Annotated in this window: 15 protein-coding genes; 5 read left to right on the top strand and 10 right to left on the bottom strand. The window is 39.9% G+C overall.

All coding sequences use genetic code 11. From position 1 onward, the window contains the following. The first annotated feature begins 8 nt into the window (after positions 1–8). From CWB62_RS11125 to CWB62_RS11115, 3 genes are all read left to right on the top strand, one after another. Positions 9–3,140, top strand: a complete 3,132-nt coding sequence (locus tag CWB62_RS11125) for an efflux RND transporter permease subunit (protein WP_138530330.1) — start codon at positions 9–11, stop codon at positions 3,138–3,140. Further along, positions 3,140–4,546 (top strand): efflux transporter outer membrane subunit, encoded by a 1,407-nt coding sequence (locus tag CWB62_RS11120; RefSeq protein WP_138530332.1) that lies wholly within the window; start codon positions 3,140–3,142, stop codon positions 4,544–4,546. The genes CWB62_RS11125 and CWB62_RS11120 overlap by 1 nt, the downstream gene beginning before the upstream one ends. A 156-nt stretch (positions 4,547–4,702) precedes the next feature. Further along, positions 4,703–5,317, top strand: coding sequence for a TetR/AcrR family transcriptional regulator (locus CWB62_RS11115; protein ID WP_058404057.1), 615 nt, complete (start codon positions 4,703–4,705; stop codon positions 5,315–5,317). 290 nt (positions 5,318–5,607) lie between these two features. On the opposite strand, the gene CWB62_RS11110 is transcribed toward CWB62_RS11115, so the two are convergent. The 6 genes from CWB62_RS11110 to CWB62_RS11085 form a co-directional block, all read right to left on the bottom strand. After that, positions 5,608–6,708 carry a HupE/UreJ family protein gene (locus CWB62_RS11110; protein WP_138530334.1) on the bottom strand — a complete coding sequence of 367 codons (1,101 nt, stop codon included), beginning with the start codon at positions 6,706–6,708 and terminating at the stop codon, positions 5,608–5,610. A 5-nt stretch (positions 6,709–6,713) separates the two neighbouring features. Further along, the gene (locus CWB62_RS11105; RefSeq protein ID WP_058404059.1) at positions 6,714–7,721 is read right to left on the bottom strand and encodes a tetratricopeptide repeat protein; all 1,008 of its coding nucleotides are present in this window, start codon (positions 7,719–7,721) and stop codon (positions 6,714–6,716) included. A gap of 42 nt (positions 7,722–7,763) precedes the next feature. Beyond that, entirely contained in the window at positions 7,764–8,270 is a 507-nt protein-coding gene (locus CWB62_RS11100; RefSeq protein ID WP_058404060.1) for an Ig-like domain-containing protein, read from the bottom strand. Between the two features lie 11 nt (positions 8,271–8,281). Further along, positions 8,282–9,874, bottom strand: a complete 1,593-nt coding sequence (locus tag CWB62_RS11095) for a DUF4331 domain-containing protein (RefSeq protein WP_138530338.1) — start codon at positions 9,872–9,874, stop codon at positions 8,282–8,284. A gap of 126 nt (positions 9,875–10,000) precedes the next feature. Next, a complete protein-coding gene (locus tag CWB62_RS11090; protein WP_138530340.1) occupies positions 10,001–10,684 on the bottom strand; it encodes an anti-sigma factor in 684 nt (227 codons plus the stop codon). After that, positions 10,681–11,205 carry a sigma-70 family RNA polymerase sigma factor gene (locus CWB62_RS11085; RefSeq protein ID WP_058404063.1) on the bottom strand — a complete coding sequence of 175 codons (525 nt, stop codon included), beginning with the start codon at positions 11,203–11,205 and terminating at the stop codon, positions 10,681–10,683. The genes CWB62_RS11090 and CWB62_RS11085 overlap by 4 nt, the downstream gene beginning before the upstream one ends. Positions 11,206–11,793: 588 nt before the next feature. On the opposite strand from CWB62_RS11085, the gene CWB62_RS11080 reads away from it, so the two are divergent. Further along, positions 11,794–13,413: a diacylglycerol kinase family protein gene (locus CWB62_RS11080; RefSeq protein WP_138530342.1), complete on the top strand. Its 1,620-nt coding sequence runs from the start codon at positions 11,794–11,796 to the stop codon at positions 13,411–13,413. 43 nt (positions 13,414–13,456) lie between these two features. Here CWB62_RS11080 and CWB62_RS11075 read toward each other — a convergent pair whose 3' ends face one another. Beyond that, the gene (locus CWB62_RS11075) at positions 13,457–13,765 is read right to left on the bottom strand and encodes a VF530 family protein (RefSeq protein ID WP_138530344.1); all 309 of its coding nucleotides are present in this window, start codon (positions 13,763–13,765) and stop codon (positions 13,457–13,459) included. Between the two features lie 54 nt (positions 13,766–13,819). After that, entirely contained in the window at positions 13,820–14,122 is a 303-nt protein-coding gene (locus CWB62_RS11070; protein WP_138530346.1) for a DUF1496 domain-containing protein, read from the bottom strand. Between the two features lie 107 nt (positions 14,123–14,229). On the opposite strand from CWB62_RS11070, the gene CWB62_RS11065 reads away from it, so the two are divergent. Then, on the top strand, positions 14,230–14,463 hold the full coding sequence (locus tag CWB62_RS11065; RefSeq protein WP_058552981.1) for a TIGR02647 family protein: 234 nt from the start codon (positions 14,230–14,232) through the stop codon (positions 14,461–14,463). A gap of 12 nt (positions 14,464–14,475) precedes the next feature. Here the strand turns inward: CWB62_RS11065 and maiA are convergent, their stop codons facing one another. Together maiA and hmgA are read right to left on the bottom strand one after the other, a co-directional pair. After that, positions 14,476–15,102: a maleylacetoacetate isomerase gene (maiA, locus tag CWB62_RS11060; RefSeq protein ID WP_138530348.1), complete on the bottom strand. Its 627-nt coding sequence runs from the start codon at positions 15,100–15,102 to the stop codon at positions 14,476–14,478. A 2-nt stretch (positions 15,103–15,104) separates the two neighbouring features. Then, positions 15,105–16,406 carry a homogentisate 1,2-dioxygenase gene (hmgA, locus tag CWB62_RS11055; protein ID WP_058404068.1) on the bottom strand — a complete coding sequence of 434 codons (1,302 nt, stop codon included), beginning with the start codon at positions 16,404–16,406 and terminating at the stop codon, positions 15,105–15,107. Between the last annotated feature and the right edge of the window lie 79 nt (positions 16,407–16,485).

The raw sequence follows: 16,485 nt of genomic DNA, 5'->3' as shown, positions 1-16,485 counted from the left end.
GAATTTACATGTCACGATTTTTTATCGATAGACCTATATTTGCTTGGGTCCTTGCCATAGTAGTGATGCTAGCAGGTATTTTAGCTATTAAAAGTTTGCCTATTGCGCAGTATCCATCTATTGCGCCACCTGCAATAAGTATTACGGCAACCTACCCAGGTGCATCGGCTCGTACGCTTGAAGATACCGTTACCCAGGTTATAGAGCAAAAAATGAAAGGCTTAGATGGCTTGCTTTATATGTCGTCAACGTCAGAGTCTAGCGGCTCAGCAACGCTTACACTTTCGTTTAGCGCTGAAACCGATCCTGATATTGCTCAGGTTCAGGTGCAAAATAAACTAGCTACTGCTACACCACTTTTACCAGAGGCCGTGCAACGCCAAGGTGTTGTGGTTGCAAAGTCAGCTCGTAACTTTTTGATGGTTTATGCGTTTATGTCAAAAGATGGCAGCATGACCAACATTGATATCGGCGACTATGTGTCATCAAACGTGCAAGACATTGTTTCGCGTGTTGAAGGTGTGGGTGAAGTACAGTTATTTGGCTCGCAGTATGCGATGCGTATTTGGTTAGATCCTGCCAAGCTTCAAAACTATAAATTGACGCCTGCAGACATTAGCGCGTCTATTAGTGCACAAAACGCGCAAGTGTCAGCCGGGCAATTAGGCGCTATGCCAGCAGTTGCAGGTCAGCAACTCAACGCAACTGTGACCGCGCAAAGCCGCTTACAAACACCTGAACAATTTAGAGACATTTTAGTTAAGACAAATGCTGATGGCTCTTTTGTAAGATTGAGTGATGTTGCTCGGGTTGAGTTAGGTGGTGAAAGTTACCGGGTTGTTGCGCGTTATGATGGAAAACCAGCTTCTGGCTTGGGTATTAAATTGGCCAGTGGCGCTAACGCGCTTGATACTGCGCAGGGTGTAAAAGATGCCATTGCAGAATTAGAGCCATTTTTTCCTGAGGGACTTGGGGCGGTTGTGCCTTACGACACTACACCGTTTGTGGCGCTCTCAATTGAAAAAGTAATTCATACACTTATAGAAGCAGTTGTGTTGGTGTTTGTTGTTATGTATCTATTTTTACAGAACTTTAGAGCAACGCTTATTCCAACAATTGCCGTGCCAGTGGTACTGCTGGGTACATTTGGTATTTTATATACTTTTGGTTACTCAATTAACACATTGACCATGTTTGCCATGGTGCTTGCTATCGGGTTATTAGTTGATGATGCCATTGTTGTTGTAGAAAACGTAGAGCGTCTGATGACCGAAGAGAAACTCTCAGCATTAGAAGCAACTCGTAAATCAATGGACGAAATTAAAGGCGCGCTTGTTGGTATTGCAATGGTGCTTTCTGCTGTATTTATTCCAATGGCCTTTTTTAGCGGCTCTACAGGAATAATCTATCGTCAGTTTTCTATCACTTTAGTATCTGCTATGGGGTTATCGGTACTTGTGGCGCTTATACTTACGCCGGCATTGTGTGCAACTCTTTTGAAGCCTAGCCATGTTCATAATGATAAATCGTTATTTGGTAAGTTTTTTATAGGCTTTAACCGTGGGTTTGATAAAACAAATTCGGGTGCGCAAAGCTTTGTAAGCCGCATGATCAAGCATGCTAAACGTTACCTTGTTATTTACTTTTTAATTGTAGGCGGAATGGCTTATGTGTTTTCAAATTTACCTACCGCATTTTTACCTGACGAAGACCAAGGCATACTGTTTAACCAAGTTTCATTGCCTGCGGGCTCTACAACTGAGCAAACACTTGAAGTGGTTAAAAAAGTAGAAAACCACTACTTGAACGAACAATCTGAGGCAGTAAACGGTATTTTTACTGTTACCGGGTTTAGTTTTGCAGGTTCTGGGCAAAACTCAGCCATAGGGTTTGTTAATCTTAAGCATTGGGATGAACGCCAACGTGATGATTTATCTGTGCAAGGTGTGGCAGGTAAAGCTATGGGGTATTTTTCCAGTATTAAAGAAGCGTTTGTGTTTGCTTTCCCACCGCCTGCAATTGTGGAGCTGGGTACAGCGAATGGTTTTAATATCTTTTTACAAGACAGAGTAGGCTTGGGCCATGATGCGCTTTTAGCTGCGCGTAACCAGCTATTAGGTTTAGCAAGCCAAAGTCCTGTATTGGCTGGTGTGCGCCCTAATGGCCAAGAAGACATGCCTGAAATACAACTCGATACTGATTTAGCTAAAGCACAAGCATTGGGTGTCTCGCAAACTGATATTAATAACACCCTTGCTACTGCTTGGGGCAGTAGCTATGTCAATGACTTTATTGACCGTGGGCGAGTTAAAAAGGTGTATATGCAAGGTGATGCTAAATCGAGAATGGTGCCTGAAGATTTAAATAAATGGTATGTGCGCAACAAAGATGGCGATATGGTTCCGTTTTCTGCCTTTGCAACTGCATATTGGACTTACGGCTCGCCTCGTTTAGAGCGCTACAATGGTTTTTCTGCAATGGAAATACAAGGGACCGCGGCACCTGGCTACAGTACAGGGCAAGCAATGGATGAAATGGAGCGTTTAGTGAAGCAGCTGCCAAATGGTATTTCGTCAGAGTGGACAGGCATTTCGTTCCAAGAACGTTCTAGTAGTGGCCAAGCACCTTTGTTATATGGTTTGTCGTTGTTATTTGTATTTTTATGCTTAGCGGCACTTTATGAGAGTTGGTCGGTACCGTTTGCCGTCATGATGATTGTTCCGTTAGGTATATTTGGTGCTGCTATGGCTGCATTAGGTAGCGGATTATCAAACGATATTTACTTGCAAGTGGGCTTATTAACTACGATAGGGTTAGCGTCTAAAAATGCCATATTAATTGTTGAATTTGCTATACATAAAATGGATGAAGGGCTTGGTTTAGTTGAAGCGGCCGTGGCTGCAGTAAGACTGCGTTTACGCCCAATTTTAATGACTTCAATGGCCTTCATTTGCGGCGTTATCCCATTAGCTATTGCATCAAGTGCGGGTTCTGGTGCGCAAAATGCGTTAGGTATTTCTATCATTGGTGGAACACTTGCCTCTTCTATATTAGTTGTTGTTTTTGTGCCGTTATTTTTTGTATTAGTACGCCGGGTTTTTCCTGCAAAAGAAAAAAGCACTAACGAGGAGGCTGCATAATGGCTATAAAAACGTTTTCGTTAAGTGCACTGGCTCTCATTGTTTTAAGTGGGTGCCAGTTGGCACCTGAACAGCAAGATTTAGTGTTGCCAGTGCCAAAATCGTATGCCGCTCAGACAGAGCTGGCAACAGTTAATACGCTAAAGTGGCAGCAGTTTTTTAGCGATAAAAAACTTCAGGTGCTTATAAATCAGAGCCTTGAGCACAATAAAGACCTACAAATTGCGATGCTTAATGTGCAGCGGGTACATGGGTTATATCAAATAGAAAACTCAACATTGTATCCGTCGTTAAGTGTAAATGGCTCGGGCACGCGTCAGCGCCTGCCAGCAAGTTTGACAGGTACTGATGAGGCGAGTATTAGTTCGCAATACAGTGCGACTGTAGGCATTACCTCTTATGAATTAGATATATGGGGTAAGGTTCGAAACCAAACACAACAAGCGCTACAGAATTTATATTCCTCTGAGCTGACTCAATATAGCTCGCAAGTATCGTTGGTGGCAGAGCTTGCAAATGCATGGCTTAATTATGCAACAGACCAACAATTACTTGGGCTTGCTGAAGAAACGTTAAAATCGCAACAGGCGTCGCTTGCGCTTACTCAGCAAAGCTTTGATTTAGGCGCAGCATCAAAAATTACGTTAGAGCAACTTAAAAGCACCGTTGCCAGCGCTAAGGTTGATATTGCAACGTATAAACGTTTACTGAAACGCGATAAAAATGCACTTGATTTATTAGTAGGAAAACCATTAAGCCCTGAACTCCTACCAAATAAAGAGCTGGACTCGTTATTATCGTTGCCCAAAATACCGGTTGGTTTACCCTCCGATTTATTAACTCAACGCCCAGATATTAAAGCAGCAGAGCATCAATTACTTGCGGCTAACGCCAATATAGGTATTGCCCGTGCAGCATTCTATCCAAGCATTAGCTTAACGGCTAATGCAGGCACTGCCTCTAGCGATTTAGGTGGTTTATTTGATGCAGGGTCGGGTACATGGAGTTTTGTTCCATCAGTAACTTTACCTATTTTTAATATGGGCAGGAATCAAGCTCAGTTAGATGTTGCTAAAGCTGACCAACAAATTGCGATAGTTACTTACCAGCAAAAAATTCAGCAAGCATTTCGTGAAGTGTCTGATGCGTTAGCCGATAACGAAGGCTATCAAGCGCAATTAAATGCGCTTGATATGTTACTACAAAGTCGAGAGTCTACCTTTTCGTTATCAAAGGCGCGTTATGAAAAAGGCGTAGATAGCTATTTACAAGTCCTTGATGCACAACGCAGCTGGTACAGTGCACAGCAACAGCAAATTTTAGGTCAACAAGCGTTGCTTGCTAGCCAAATTAGCTTGTATAAAGTGGTTGGTGGTGGCTGGGAAAAAAGCGCTCAAGCCAATTAAGTATAGGTTTATAGCTGTAAACACTGTGTTGCAGCTAGTTAAAGTTAACGAGATTTTAAAAGGGCTGAATACTTATTTTTTAGTGGCAGGTTTGTTTAAAAATGAGTAAGTATTTGCCCTACTGTCGAGTTTAATAATTCGACAGGGGAGCTTTGTATGAAAACTAAAAGACAAACAGATCCAGCTATAGCAAAAGCGCGTCGTGATCAGGTTTTAACTGCGGCGGCAGAATGCTTTCGTCGTAAAGGCTTTCATGCTGCAGGAATGGCAGAAATATCCAGAACAGCAGGGATGAGTGCTGGCCATATTTACAATTACTTTGAAAGCAAAGAAGCCATTATAGAAAGTATTATTGAAAAAGATATGGAAGAAATGTTCTCTATTTTTGAACATTTTGAAGGACAACCAGAAGACACGCTTACTGTATTGTTGAACGGCTTAAACATAGGCGTACAAAGGCACATGGATACTGGGGAATGTGCGGTCGATTTAGAGATGTTAGCCGAGGCCGGGCGAAATAATAAAGTTGCTAAATTATTACGTGATGCAGATACGCAAGCACGTAATAGAATGCGCCAGCTTTTAATAAGTGAACGCAGCGTGATAAAAGACATAGATGAGGCAGAATTAGAAAGCCGCATAAATGTTATTTTTTCAGTAATGGCGGGCTTACTTTTACGAAAAGTACTTTACCCCGAACTTACCGAAGAGACCGTTTTGATTGCGCTTCGCCCTGCAATGAGAACGTTATTAATGCCCTTTAAAGATTAAAGTTATGCTATTAAAGTGTAGATACTATACACCTGCAATATTAGCTGGTTTATAGTATTAACGGCCGTTTAAGGTAATACCAATTAGCAATAATACATAATCATTATACGGGCTAAACGTATCGCTATTTGCGTTAAAAATTCTCATTTACGACTGCATGTATGCAGAAGGTAGAGCAATTCAGGAGCAATTGCCGAGAACAACTAAATAGCGAATTTTTTGCTCAGCTATCAACACGTTTTTATCCTCAAAATAGATCACTTACATTAAGCTAATTGGTATAATTATGTTTAAAAGCGTTCTATAGACCATTTTAGAGCCACAACGGCAATGCCTATAGACCCTGCAGGCATTAACCATTTTACATACCAAGTGGTTTTTCTAAGTGCCATTAATACAGGTAACGCCACAAATAAAATACTCAGTTGGCCTATTTCTACCCCTAAATTAAATGCCAGTATGCTCATTAATTGGTAGTTACTCGATAAACCTAATTCTCCAAGTACACTCGCAAAGCCCATACCGTGCAGTAATCCAAAGGCAAATGTTAACCAGCCTAGGCGAAGTATGAGTGGCCATACATTATTCAGTGCCGCAAATAAAACGGATATAGCAATAATTAGCTCAACCCAGCGAGTATTGAGTGATATTAAATCAAGCGCTGTTGCTGTAAGCGTTATAGAGTGTGCAAGTGTAAATGCTGTAACAATCCATGCAGTGTGTTTAATGATGTGTTGTTTAGATCCAATGGCCTGCCACGTGTTTTTATCACGGGTTAAAACACAGGTAAGTAATAGCGCAATTAAAAATAAAATATGATCAATGCCTATCCAAATATGCAGTACGCCTTGGTATACATATTCTGTAAAGGTGTCTAAATAGCTTGATTGCTTTGTATTAAAGGTTTGGTTAGGTTCATTTATACTAAAAACACGTGCTATGTCGTCTACATTAACAATAACTTTATGGTTAGCGTCGTCTTGAAAAAAAGCTGAATACTTAAGAGTAATAGGGTCATTTGTGAAACATGAAAATGACACGGGCAATACCAAGTAAGGTTGATTAAAGTGCTCATTTAGCTGGTAATTATTATTTACAGTGAGTGCACACGTTTGCGTGTTTTGTTCCGCGATAAGATTGTTTTTAATAAATGTGTTAATTGCTACACGTTTTGCTTTTATTTCAGCCCAAGTAATGTTGGCGTTTTGGTCTAAGTCGAGTGCTATAACGTGCTCTAAATCAGCCACGTTGATTTCCCAATTCCCGCTGTATTGAGTTGTATTGTTGCTATTAAGCGTAATGTAGCCAGTACTTAACTGGTGTGCAAAAGCTGCTGTTGTAAAAAATAAGCTGAACAACATAATCGAAAATACGCGTATTAATTTACTCATATTATTTACATCCTTTTAGCTTGAATAATAAGCGCTTGGTCGATATTCATCTTGGCCTGTTGCCAGTTAATATTGGCCCAATACAGCGCTTTTGATTTGTTAGGCTGCACATGAATATAGTAGTTTGCTAAATCACTGGCATGAAAACTGTCGTGGCGCACTTCTCTTAGCTCTACTCGTTGCTTCATGGTGTTTTGCCATGTGTATTGCGTCATGTTTAGTTGTTTTTCTGCAATGGCTAAGCGAAGTAACAGCGCGTCTTCTAAATCGTGTGGTTCTTTTATTAAGTTACTTAATTTGTTTATTACTTGCTGTGGCTTATTTAAGCCCAGTTGTATGTCTGCCCATAACACAATAAGGCTTACTGGCGCGTTTACTAAGCTTATATTTTCAAGATGCTTTAATGCGTTTGTGTAGTTTTGTAATCTAAAGCTCATTTCAGCTAATACATGTTTTGTGTTGAGGTCAATAGGCTTTTTATTCGCAAGCTTCACTAAAGACTGATAGCTACCTAATAAATTACCGTGCTGACTTTGCACATCTAGTACACAAGTACTTGCAGTTAATGTGCTTACTCTAGTTATAAGAGCTAAACAATGCTGCTTGGCAAGTTCAAATTGGCCTTGTGTCATGTACAAGTTTGCGAGTAATAGATGAGTATTACTGTGATCAGGCATTATTTTTAAAACATTGTTTGCTACGGTGATAGCGTCATTAAATAAATGCTCTTTTTGCAAAACGCGTGCATATAAGTAGCCTATGTCAGGGGTTGGCTCGCTAATATATAATTTAGACAGCTTATTTTTTAATACGCCCTGCATATTTTCTGTTTGCCCTACAAATTGGCTTTGCTCCACCGCGGTTTTTATTTCACTGAGCGATAAAGACGCTGTTATATTTGATTTAGTAACAGCAATTACGTCGTTATCTTTTGGGGTGTAAGCATTTGCAAAAAGGTTAAATGAGCATACTAAGCTTAATGCAATAATGAATTTAATGAGCCCTGGTTTCATATTCGTATCCTTAAAATAGCCATCCATGGCCGGTCAGCTTATTTACTGATTACTATTAATTAAATTATTAATATCGGTGTCTTTGTTCGTGAACTCACGTCCATTGATAGAGAGTGGCTCTGCATTAGGTGCTTGGTTAAATGCATCAGTAGCAAACTGAGCAAAGTCAACTTGCAAGGCTTCAATAGTGATATTTACTATTGCACTTACTTGGCTATTTACGCCATCAGATACGCCAAATGTAAAGCTATCTATGCCTGTAACCTCTTTATTTGGTGTGTAAGTAAAGGTGCCATCAGCATCAATATTTACCATGCCTAAAGAGGGCTCGCTGACTAATGAATAAGTAAGTGAATCACCTTCTTTATCAGTGGCTGTCAGTGAGTCGGTGATATTTACCTCCGTTTGTGTTGTTAACATAATGTCGCTCACAGATGGGGCTGTATTAACCACAGGCAACGGCTTTTTATTGTCGTCGTCATTGCTACATGCTCCCAACGTTAATGCGCCAAGTAATACACCTATATGCGTTAATTTTAAATGTTGCATTAGTTTACTCCTTATTTAGAGCCCGCAAGAGGGGTAGCTAAGTACGGAAAGGTTGAGTTCATCATTGTTGCATCAACAGGTGCACCATCAGTAAAAGGCACGGTGCCAACGCTTGCATCTTCAGGCGCACACAAACCTAGGTCAGTATCTTCGCCTGCTACAGGAATAGGGTGACATAAACGACCCATTACTACACGCAGAGCAATATCAACAACGTCATCGCCAGGGCGTCGACCGTTTGGAAAGCCAGCTAAATCGTTTCCTGCAACACCAAATGCAGATTGCTCATTTTGCGGTGTTGCCGCAATGTTTGTGTTTAAACGGAGCATTTCAGACGGCGTCACCATGGCTTGTTGATTAACACCCGCAAAACCGGTTAAAAATGCTGTAATTAAATCGGTACGAGGGAAGTTTGTTGGTGCTAATGTTTCAAGGTTAGCGCCAAGTGTCGTATTAACAGCATCTTTAAATAATATGTTTAACAGTTCAGGAAGAGCAGGATGCGACACGTAATCTAAAAACTGACCATCATTCTTAGGGTGTGCTGTAGAGAACGTATCTTTATCTTTTATACCAATAACAAGCTCATTAACCAGTGGATTACCCAGACGTGATACTTGGGTAAGTGCACCACCATTAACTGCATTATTAGCAAATTTAGCATTCGGGTTTAGTATGCGAGCTTGCGGCAAGCTTGCAGTGGTCCACGAACCAACAACGCCATTACCTTCGCCTACAATACAGCTTTTTGGAACTTCAATCGCAATCGATGTTACGTTTTTATCTGCCAAGTCGTCATTGTCAGCCGATTGAGTAATGCCTCCAGGAAAGCCGCCTGCATCGCCAGCACCTGGTGCACTGTCGCCCTCTACCGGTACGTAGTTTACTAAATCGAACGTTTTACCAAGGTTAACGACAAAGGCGTCTTTTCTTTGGCCAACAAACACTTGTGCCATGCTTTCACAACCTGGAATAGACACGTTATATACAAATTGATCCGCATAAGTTTGATAGTCAGCTTCAGAGCTAAATGTTTTATTACCAATATAATCAAGTGGTTTGCTAAATGTAGATGTGCCAGTCGTTGTATTATTTAATAAGGTTGCAGCGCCTGTACGTTGTGGCCCATTAATCATACTCAGTGTGTAAGATTCACTAAAATTAGTTGCGCTGTTATCACCCGCGGAAACGCCGCCCACATTTTTCAGCGGAACAGAAACGGTACGCTTGTTGCCTTCAGGACCTACAGCTAACTGCACACCTTGATTATCATTTGGTAACATGCTTTGAAAATTAAAAGCAAAGGTAATGTCTTCAATTGCATCACCATCGTTATCTATGTGTATGTTGTAAGTTGCATCTGGGTCCATAGCAAAATAATTAGGGCCGCCGTAGGCATCCTGCAATGGAATGTAGTTAGCAATTAGTGTTACGTACTCTTCTTTTCCTTGTTCATAGCTATTAAATACATAAAAATCGGTAGAGTCTAACGTTGGGAAGCGACTGATATTAGGTGCTTCTCGGTGGCTTGATGCGTTAATTGGTGCGCTTATAAAAGTGCTGCATATTACTACTGCGAGTATTGACGGTGTTAAAGCTTTCATGACTTTTTCCTTTAGTTGTAAATAGAAGTCATAGCTAATAACGGCGGGCAATTTAGATTGGATGCAAAAAAGTTAAATTTTATTTAAATAAAAAATGGCTGCTTATAAAAGCAGCCATACAGGAGATTATAGTAACACCAGCTCGGTCGCATAAAGTACCTCGGTAGGTAAGCCGTTCGGCGAACCACCTAAAGGCTCTAAACTGACTGCTAGCAGTGAGATATCATCCGCATTAAAGCGTTTATCTTTTAACAAAAATTTACCACCTTGTTTAGGTAATATCCCCAACGAAACAGGTAAATCTTGTCCTTTTAAGATCATCCATAGTTGATAATCTTTGTCTCTTTGGGCAACTAATTGATTGCTGGCTTTTATAGTTAGTGCATCTTCGTTTACTTCAATAACCCATAACGACTGTTTATCTTGGTTTTGTACGAGTGCAATTTGCTGGTATTGCGATGCCTCCTCGGTCGGCTTAAGGACTAAAAATGCTATTACAATGCACGCGGCGGTCGCTATAAACGACCATGTCTGCCAAAGCGACGGCTTAGTTTGCACCACTGTTTTACTTGGCTGTGGTTTAGACTCAATACCTTGTAAAATGTTTTCCCAAACAGAATCGCTAGGTGCTTGAGGTGTAATTGCACTTGCTAAATTATTGAGGTTTTGTTCCCACATAAATATTGCCTCACGTGCTTTGCTTGAGCTAAGTAATAAACGCTGAAAACGCTTTCGTGCCAGCCCTTTAAGTGTGCCCAATACGTATTGCCCTGCGAGCGCATCTAATAAGTCGGGTTTTGTATAATTCATAATGTTAAACACCTTTGAAGTTGCGAAAGCCCGCGCCTGATCCAACTTTTTACTGTGCCCAATGGCGACTCTATATGGTCAACTAGCTCACTGTGACTAAGCCCCTTGTAGTAAGCTAAATGAATAGCCTGCTTTTGTTGAGGTTCAAGCTGCTCTATACAGTTTACTAATTTAGTGCTTTCGTCGTAGTTAACATCGACGCTCTGAATATCGAAGTCATCATCTCCCATTGCTTGCTCTTTTCTTACTTTATGGTAACGCAACGCATCAAGACTTCTATACCTGACTATACTTATCATCCAACTAATAACGGTGCCTTTAGAGGCATTGTATTCTGAGGCGTTATGCCATATTTTAATGAAGGCGTCTTGCAGCACTTCTTCGGCATGGGCTCGATTAGAAAGCATATTTAAGCTAATGGCAAAAAGCTTTCCGCTTGTTTGTTGGTACAAGGTTGAAAATGCATGCTTATCGCCTTGCGACGTATCGTATAACAAAGACAGTAAATTATCGTTTTCCATAAATATCCTATTTATTCTCTTTTTATAAACGTGTGTAGCCTAAATTTGGATGCTAAAAAGTTAAGTAGCATGTAACAGTATACTTTTTGTCCTTTTTTGCAATAAATGTATTCGTTATAGTAAAACTGATTGAGTCTTTAAATCTTCTGAGGGTAAACATGCGAGGCCCTTTGAGCTCAATCGAGAAGCCACTTATAAATTATCAAAAAGGGTTGATAAGGAGCTAAGCAGGACGCGAAAGCTTTGAACAGCTTTTATTTAGCTCACTAGCTTATAGATCACGCGCCGCAATTAAGTTGTTTTTAGGTAGTATAAATTGAATCCTTAAAAATAAACAAGCTCTAATTAGTTCCTTTAATAGTCATTATAAAATCAGATAAGTTTTAATATTCTAAGTGTGAAAAATTAACATGCTTGTTGTGTAAAAAACGCAAAATAAAGTAATTTATAATACGTAAATAAAAATAGCTTTATAATTCAATGCATTAAAAGTGTTGCGAGTGCCTTTTTATGGCGTGTTAATTGCAGCTATAACTATAAAAGCTGCTTGCTATAAAGTGAACAGCAATAAATACAAATGGAGATTTTATGTGGGCTGCAATTAGTTATTTGATACTGGCATGTATACTGATTTTGATAGGGTGGGAAATAAACTCGATTTATTTTTCACTCTTTTTTTACTGGACCGCGCTTTCGCTTTTTTTGGTCAGTGGGGCCTACATTTTTAATATAGGTAAAATTTTTAGAAAACGTGAAAGTGGTGTTATTCCATTTTATATACGTTGGGCGTTCATTCCTTTTCTATTAGGTGCACAAGTTTATAACGCGTGGTCACGCAAGCACGATAAGGTACCGCCTATCCAGCAAATTAACGATGACCTTTTTTTAGCATGCCGTTTATTTCCCTCAGATATAGACACATTAAAAAGCAACGATATAACCGCTATTTTAGATGTTACCTGCGAGTTTGACGGTTTAGAATGGAGCTCTACGCAAGAGCGTATTAATTATTTAAATATTCCAGTGCTTGATCATAGCGTACCAACACATTCACAGCTCAATCAGGCAATAAATTGGATCCATCATCAAATTCAAAAAAATAATAAAGTCGTTGTCCATTGTGCGTTGGGTCGAGGCCGTTCTGTGTTTGTTATGGCCGCTTACTTGCTAAGTCAAAACAAACACGCCGATGTACACGATGTGCTTGCCCAAATTAAAGAAACGCGTGAAACTGCTAACCTAAATAAGCGCCAATTACGTCACTTGGCAAAGCGACATAAAAATGGTGAATTGACGATTAAAAATCGTGCATTTTTAATTGCTAATCCCGTATCGGGTACAAAAATATGGCAAGACAAAGAACAATTTATAATTGCCCGTTTGTCTACTTATTACGATTTAACCGTAATGACCACAAGTCCAGACATTAACGGGATAGAGCTTGCCAAACAAGCGATTGCAGAAAAGCCTGATATTGTTATTGCTTGTGGTGGCGATGGAACAGTAGCTGAAGTCGCGAGCGTATTAGTTAATACATCATGTAAATTAGGTATTATTCCACTGGGGACCGCAAATGCGCTAGCCCATGTATTGATGGGAATAAGTTCAAAATTTATACCTGTAGAGCAAGCATGTGATTTAATTATTGATGGTCAATCTACGTTAATCGACACCGCTTATTGTAACGACGAACTAATGCTACTTTTAGCAGGCATAGGTTTTGAACATGCGATGATTGAAAAAGCAGACCGTGAATTTAAAAATAAATTTGGACAACTCGCTTATTTAACGGGGTTTTTTCAGGCATTTTCTGAACAAAAATCGCAACAGCTTAGCGTTAAGTTGGATGATAACGACCCGATGACTATAACCACAAGCAGCTTTGTTGTCGCTAATGCTGCACCATTTACAACGCTACTTGCTCAAGGGGGAGGGCAACCCAATCATAGCGATGGACTGCTTGATATAAATTGGCTTATACCCAATAAAGAAAATTCCACCACGGTATTGAGTATTGCGGAGCTTATGTTCAGCAGCATAACGCAAAGTCATTTAGCAATTAACTCCCAACATACTAATGCTAAAAAAGTCGAAATATCTTCAGATAATGGGATTAAATATGTCATTGATGGAGAGGTGAAAACAGCTAACAGGCTTGTGATTGAAATACAGCCAGCATCACTTAATGTAATCAGTAAAGAAATTTAGCGAAACTAAAAACATAAAGGCGCAATAAATTGCGCCTTTATTTTTATTTTTTTATTGATGGCCAAACAAAGCCCGTTGTATTAGGTGGGGGGCTTGATGCCTTGCGTGGTGCGCTTTTCGGTTTACGAAGTGGTTTGTTATTTATTGTATGAATATATAACGCTTCAACTTTGTCTCTTGCCCAAGGCGTTTTTCGTAAAAATTTTAAACTAGATTTTATGCTAGGCGACTCTGTAAAACATTTAATTTTTACTTGTTCTCCCAACGTTTTCCAGCCCAGTCGCTGCTCTAACTCGACTAAAATTTGTTCTAGTGTGATCCCATGTAATGGGTTTTTAGGTTGATTATCCATAGCCATACTGCTTATTTAAACTATGTGTATTGTAGCTTAAATAAAATTTGTAGGCTAATTCACTGTAATTTTTTTAGGTTGCTTAGGGTAAATAATCTTCCCTTGTTCATTAAGCTTAAGCCACATTAATGCGCCATTGGTCTGATTGGAATTTTTAGCACTGCATAGCAAAGTAAACGTCTTAACGCTAATTAATGCGCCTTCACTGAAACGTTTGTCATCGTACCAACACATTGTTTGATGTTGAGTCAACTGATTGGCGTTTACAAATGTGCGGCTGTTATGTGGCTCTGCATTACAAAATAACGATAGTGATAAGCTTAAAAAACAGACGGATAGAATAATTAACGTGCGCAAAATATTCTCCTACAATAGACTCTAAAAATAGTACGTAATGCTAAAAAACATGCTAGTGTAATATTACACACTAAGAAATACACAGAACAATAAGAAGGTGAACACACATGAAATTTAACCAAATGATGATAGATGAATTCACATTACTTGCAAAGTTTCCGCTCGATAGCAAAATGCAGGGGATTAAATTGCACTCTGACGCAGAAGCAAGTTTAATTGATGCAGCACAACGATTATTTGATAAAGGCGTTATAGATAGCCCTGATGGCGGTTACTTGACGGATTTGGGTTTAGATTTAATTGAGCACGTTACGGTTATTCATAGCGTGCTCAAAAGTTAAGCTTAGCGGTACTCAGTTCGCATCGGGTTGATTTTGCGGTGCGGCGTCATTAAACGCAGCTAATTTATTACATCGCTCATAAATGGCTGCAATTTTTGGGTAGCGACTCATATCAACATTAAAACGAATAGCATTAAATACTTGCGGTACTAAGCAAACATCAGCAAGGCTTGGCTCGTCCCCAATACAGTAATCATCGTCTGTGAGCATTTTTTCTATTTTATCAAAACCAACTTCAATCCAATGCCTGTACCAGGTGTTTTTAGCATCATCGCCTACGTTTAATTCATTAGATAAATACTTGAGTACACGCAAATTATTAACAGGGTGTATATCACACGCTATTGCAAAGCTTAAATTTCTAATTTGTGCTTTTCGCCAAGCTGAGCCGCTAATTAATGGTGAGTGTGGGTATGTTTCATCAAGCCATTCTAAAATAGCTAATGATTGACCAAGCACGCCTTCGTCTGTTTCAAGGGCTGGTAAAAGCCCTTGTGGGTTTAATGCCAAGTAGTTCTCATCAAGCTGTTCTGATTTTAATAGGTTAACAATTGCCAGCTCGTGATCAATTTTTTTTAGGTTTAACGCAATGCGTACGCGGTATGCAGCAGATGAGCGAAAATAACTGTATAGCTTCATAATTAATCCTTGTTGCCTGAATAGTGTTTTTCGATTGTTCGCCAGCAATCCGTGTAATTATGCTGACGTTCTTCACCATCTAACGCGTGTTTAGTCGGTGAAATGATGTAGCGAGATTCGAACATAAACGCTAGAGTATTTTCATATTTTTGTGGAATAAGCTCTGCGTTTGACGCTTTTTCGAATACGTCAGCTTCTGGACCGTGTGGCGACATACAATTATGTAAACTAGCGCCTCCTGGTACAAAGCCATGCTCTTTAGCATCATATACACCTTCAATTAAGCCCATGAATTCACTCATGATATTTCTATGGTAGTAGGGAGGGCGAAAAGTGTTTTCAGCGACCATCCAACGGGGTGGAAAAATAACAAAATCAACATTAGCCATCCCTTCTGTGGCTGACGGCGAGGTTAAAACGGTGAATATAGAAGGATCCGGATGGTCAAAGCTGACTGTATTCATGACATTAAATCGGGATAAATCGTATTTATAAGGGGCGCTATTACCCGTCCAAGCGACAACATCGAAAGGAGAGTGTTTTATTTCACAGCTGAATAAGTTGCCATTAAATTTTGATATCAGTTCAAAATCACCTTCTTTGTCTTCAAAAGCAGCAACTGGATAGTGAAAGTCACGGTCGTTAGCATAGCCGTTTGCACCAACCGGGCCCCGCTCTGCAAGCTCCAAAGCATGACCATAGTTTTCGCATATATAACCACGGGCGGTTGATTGTATTAAATCAACTGAAAATTTCATTCCTCGCGGTATGACTGCAATTTCACCAGGCTTTACAAAAAGCTTACCGCACTCTGTATGTAAGAGCAGCTCGCCTTGTTGTGGTACAAATAGCATTTCACCATCAGCGTTATAAAAGTAGCGATCAACCATCGATTTATTAGCAACATAAACATGTATACCAATGCCAGATTGCCCATTAGCGCTGCCGTTTGCAGCCATTGTTATAAGGCCATCGATAAAATCAGTTGGCTTTGTGGGAATAGCAATTGGATTCCAGCGCAGCATGGTAGGAGGTGTTACGGCTTCTGTAATAGGCGCGGTTCTTATCAGGCCGTTATCAATTGCTTGGTAGTCACCTTGCACTACCGAAGGGCGTAAGCGGTATAGCCAAGTTCTGCGGTTAGCTGCCCGAGGCGCGGTAAATGCAGTAGAGCTAAATTGTTCAGTATAAAGATCATACTTAACTTTTTGAGGAGTAAATTGCCCTATTGGCAAGGCACCGGGTAGCGCTTCGGTTTCAAATTCATTACCAAAACCGGTCATATATTTTAATTGTTCTGCCATTGGTGACTCCTGTGAGAGAAGGCTAGTTTTATGTTTTATTTATTTCAGCTAAGATACTCTCAAGTGAGAGTAATTTCAA

Origin of the sequence: Pseudoalteromonas sp. S408 (assembly GCF_005886645.1) — a bacterium.
Lineage (GTDB): Bacteria > Pseudomonadota > Gammaproteobacteria > Enterobacterales > Alteromonadaceae > Pseudoalteromonas.
This window is presented reverse-complemented; position numbering and strand designations above follow the sequence as displayed.

Coding starts and splice junctions, on each gene's coding strand:
- CWB62_RS11125 (WP_138530330.1), top strand. CDS start 9: ATGTCACGATTTTTTATCGATAGACCTATATTTGCTTGGGTCCTTGCC.
- CWB62_RS11120 (WP_138530332.1), top strand. CDS start 3,140: ATGGCTATAAAAACGTTTTCGTTAAGTGCACTGGCTCTCATTGTTTTA.
- CWB62_RS11115 (WP_058404057.1), top strand. CDS start 4,703: ATGAAAACTAAAAGACAAACAGATCCAGCTATAGCAAAAGCGCGTCGT.
- CWB62_RS11110 (WP_138530334.1), bottom strand. CDS start 6,708: ATGAGTAAATTAATACGCGTATTTTCGATTATGTTGTTCAGCTTATTT.
- CWB62_RS11105 (WP_058404059.1), bottom strand. CDS start 7,721: ATGAAACCAGGGCTCATTAAATTCATTATTGCATTAAGCTTAGTATGC.
- CWB62_RS11100 (WP_058404060.1), bottom strand. CDS start 8,270: ATGCAACATTTAAAATTAACGCATATAGGTGTATTACTTGGCGCATTA.
- CWB62_RS11095 (WP_138530338.1), bottom strand. CDS start 9,874: ATGAAAGCTTTAACACCGTCAATACTCGCAGTAGTAATATGCAGCACT.
- CWB62_RS11090 (WP_138530340.1), bottom strand. CDS start 10,684: ATGAATTATACAAAACCCGACTTATTAGATGCGCTCGCAGGGCAATAC.
- CWB62_RS11085 (WP_058404063.1), bottom strand. CDS start 11,205: ATGGAAAACGATAATTTACTGTCTTTGTTATACGATACGTCGCAAGGC.
- CWB62_RS11080 (WP_138530342.1), top strand. CDS start 11,794: ATGTGGGCTGCAATTAGTTATTTGATACTGGCATGTATACTGATTTTG.
- CWB62_RS11075 (WP_138530344.1), bottom strand. CDS start 13,765: ATGGATAATCAACCTAAAAACCCATTACATGGGATCACACTAGAACAA.
- CWB62_RS11065 (WP_058552981.1), top strand. CDS start 14,230: ATGAAATTTAACCAAATGATGATAGATGAATTCACATTACTTGCAAAG.
- maiA (WP_138530348.1), bottom strand. CDS start 15,102: ATGAAGCTATACAGTTATTTTCGCTCATCTGCTGCATACCGCGTACGC.
- hmgA (WP_058404068.1), bottom strand. CDS start 16,406: ATGGCAGAACAATTAAAATATATGACCGGTTTTGGTAATGAATTTGAA.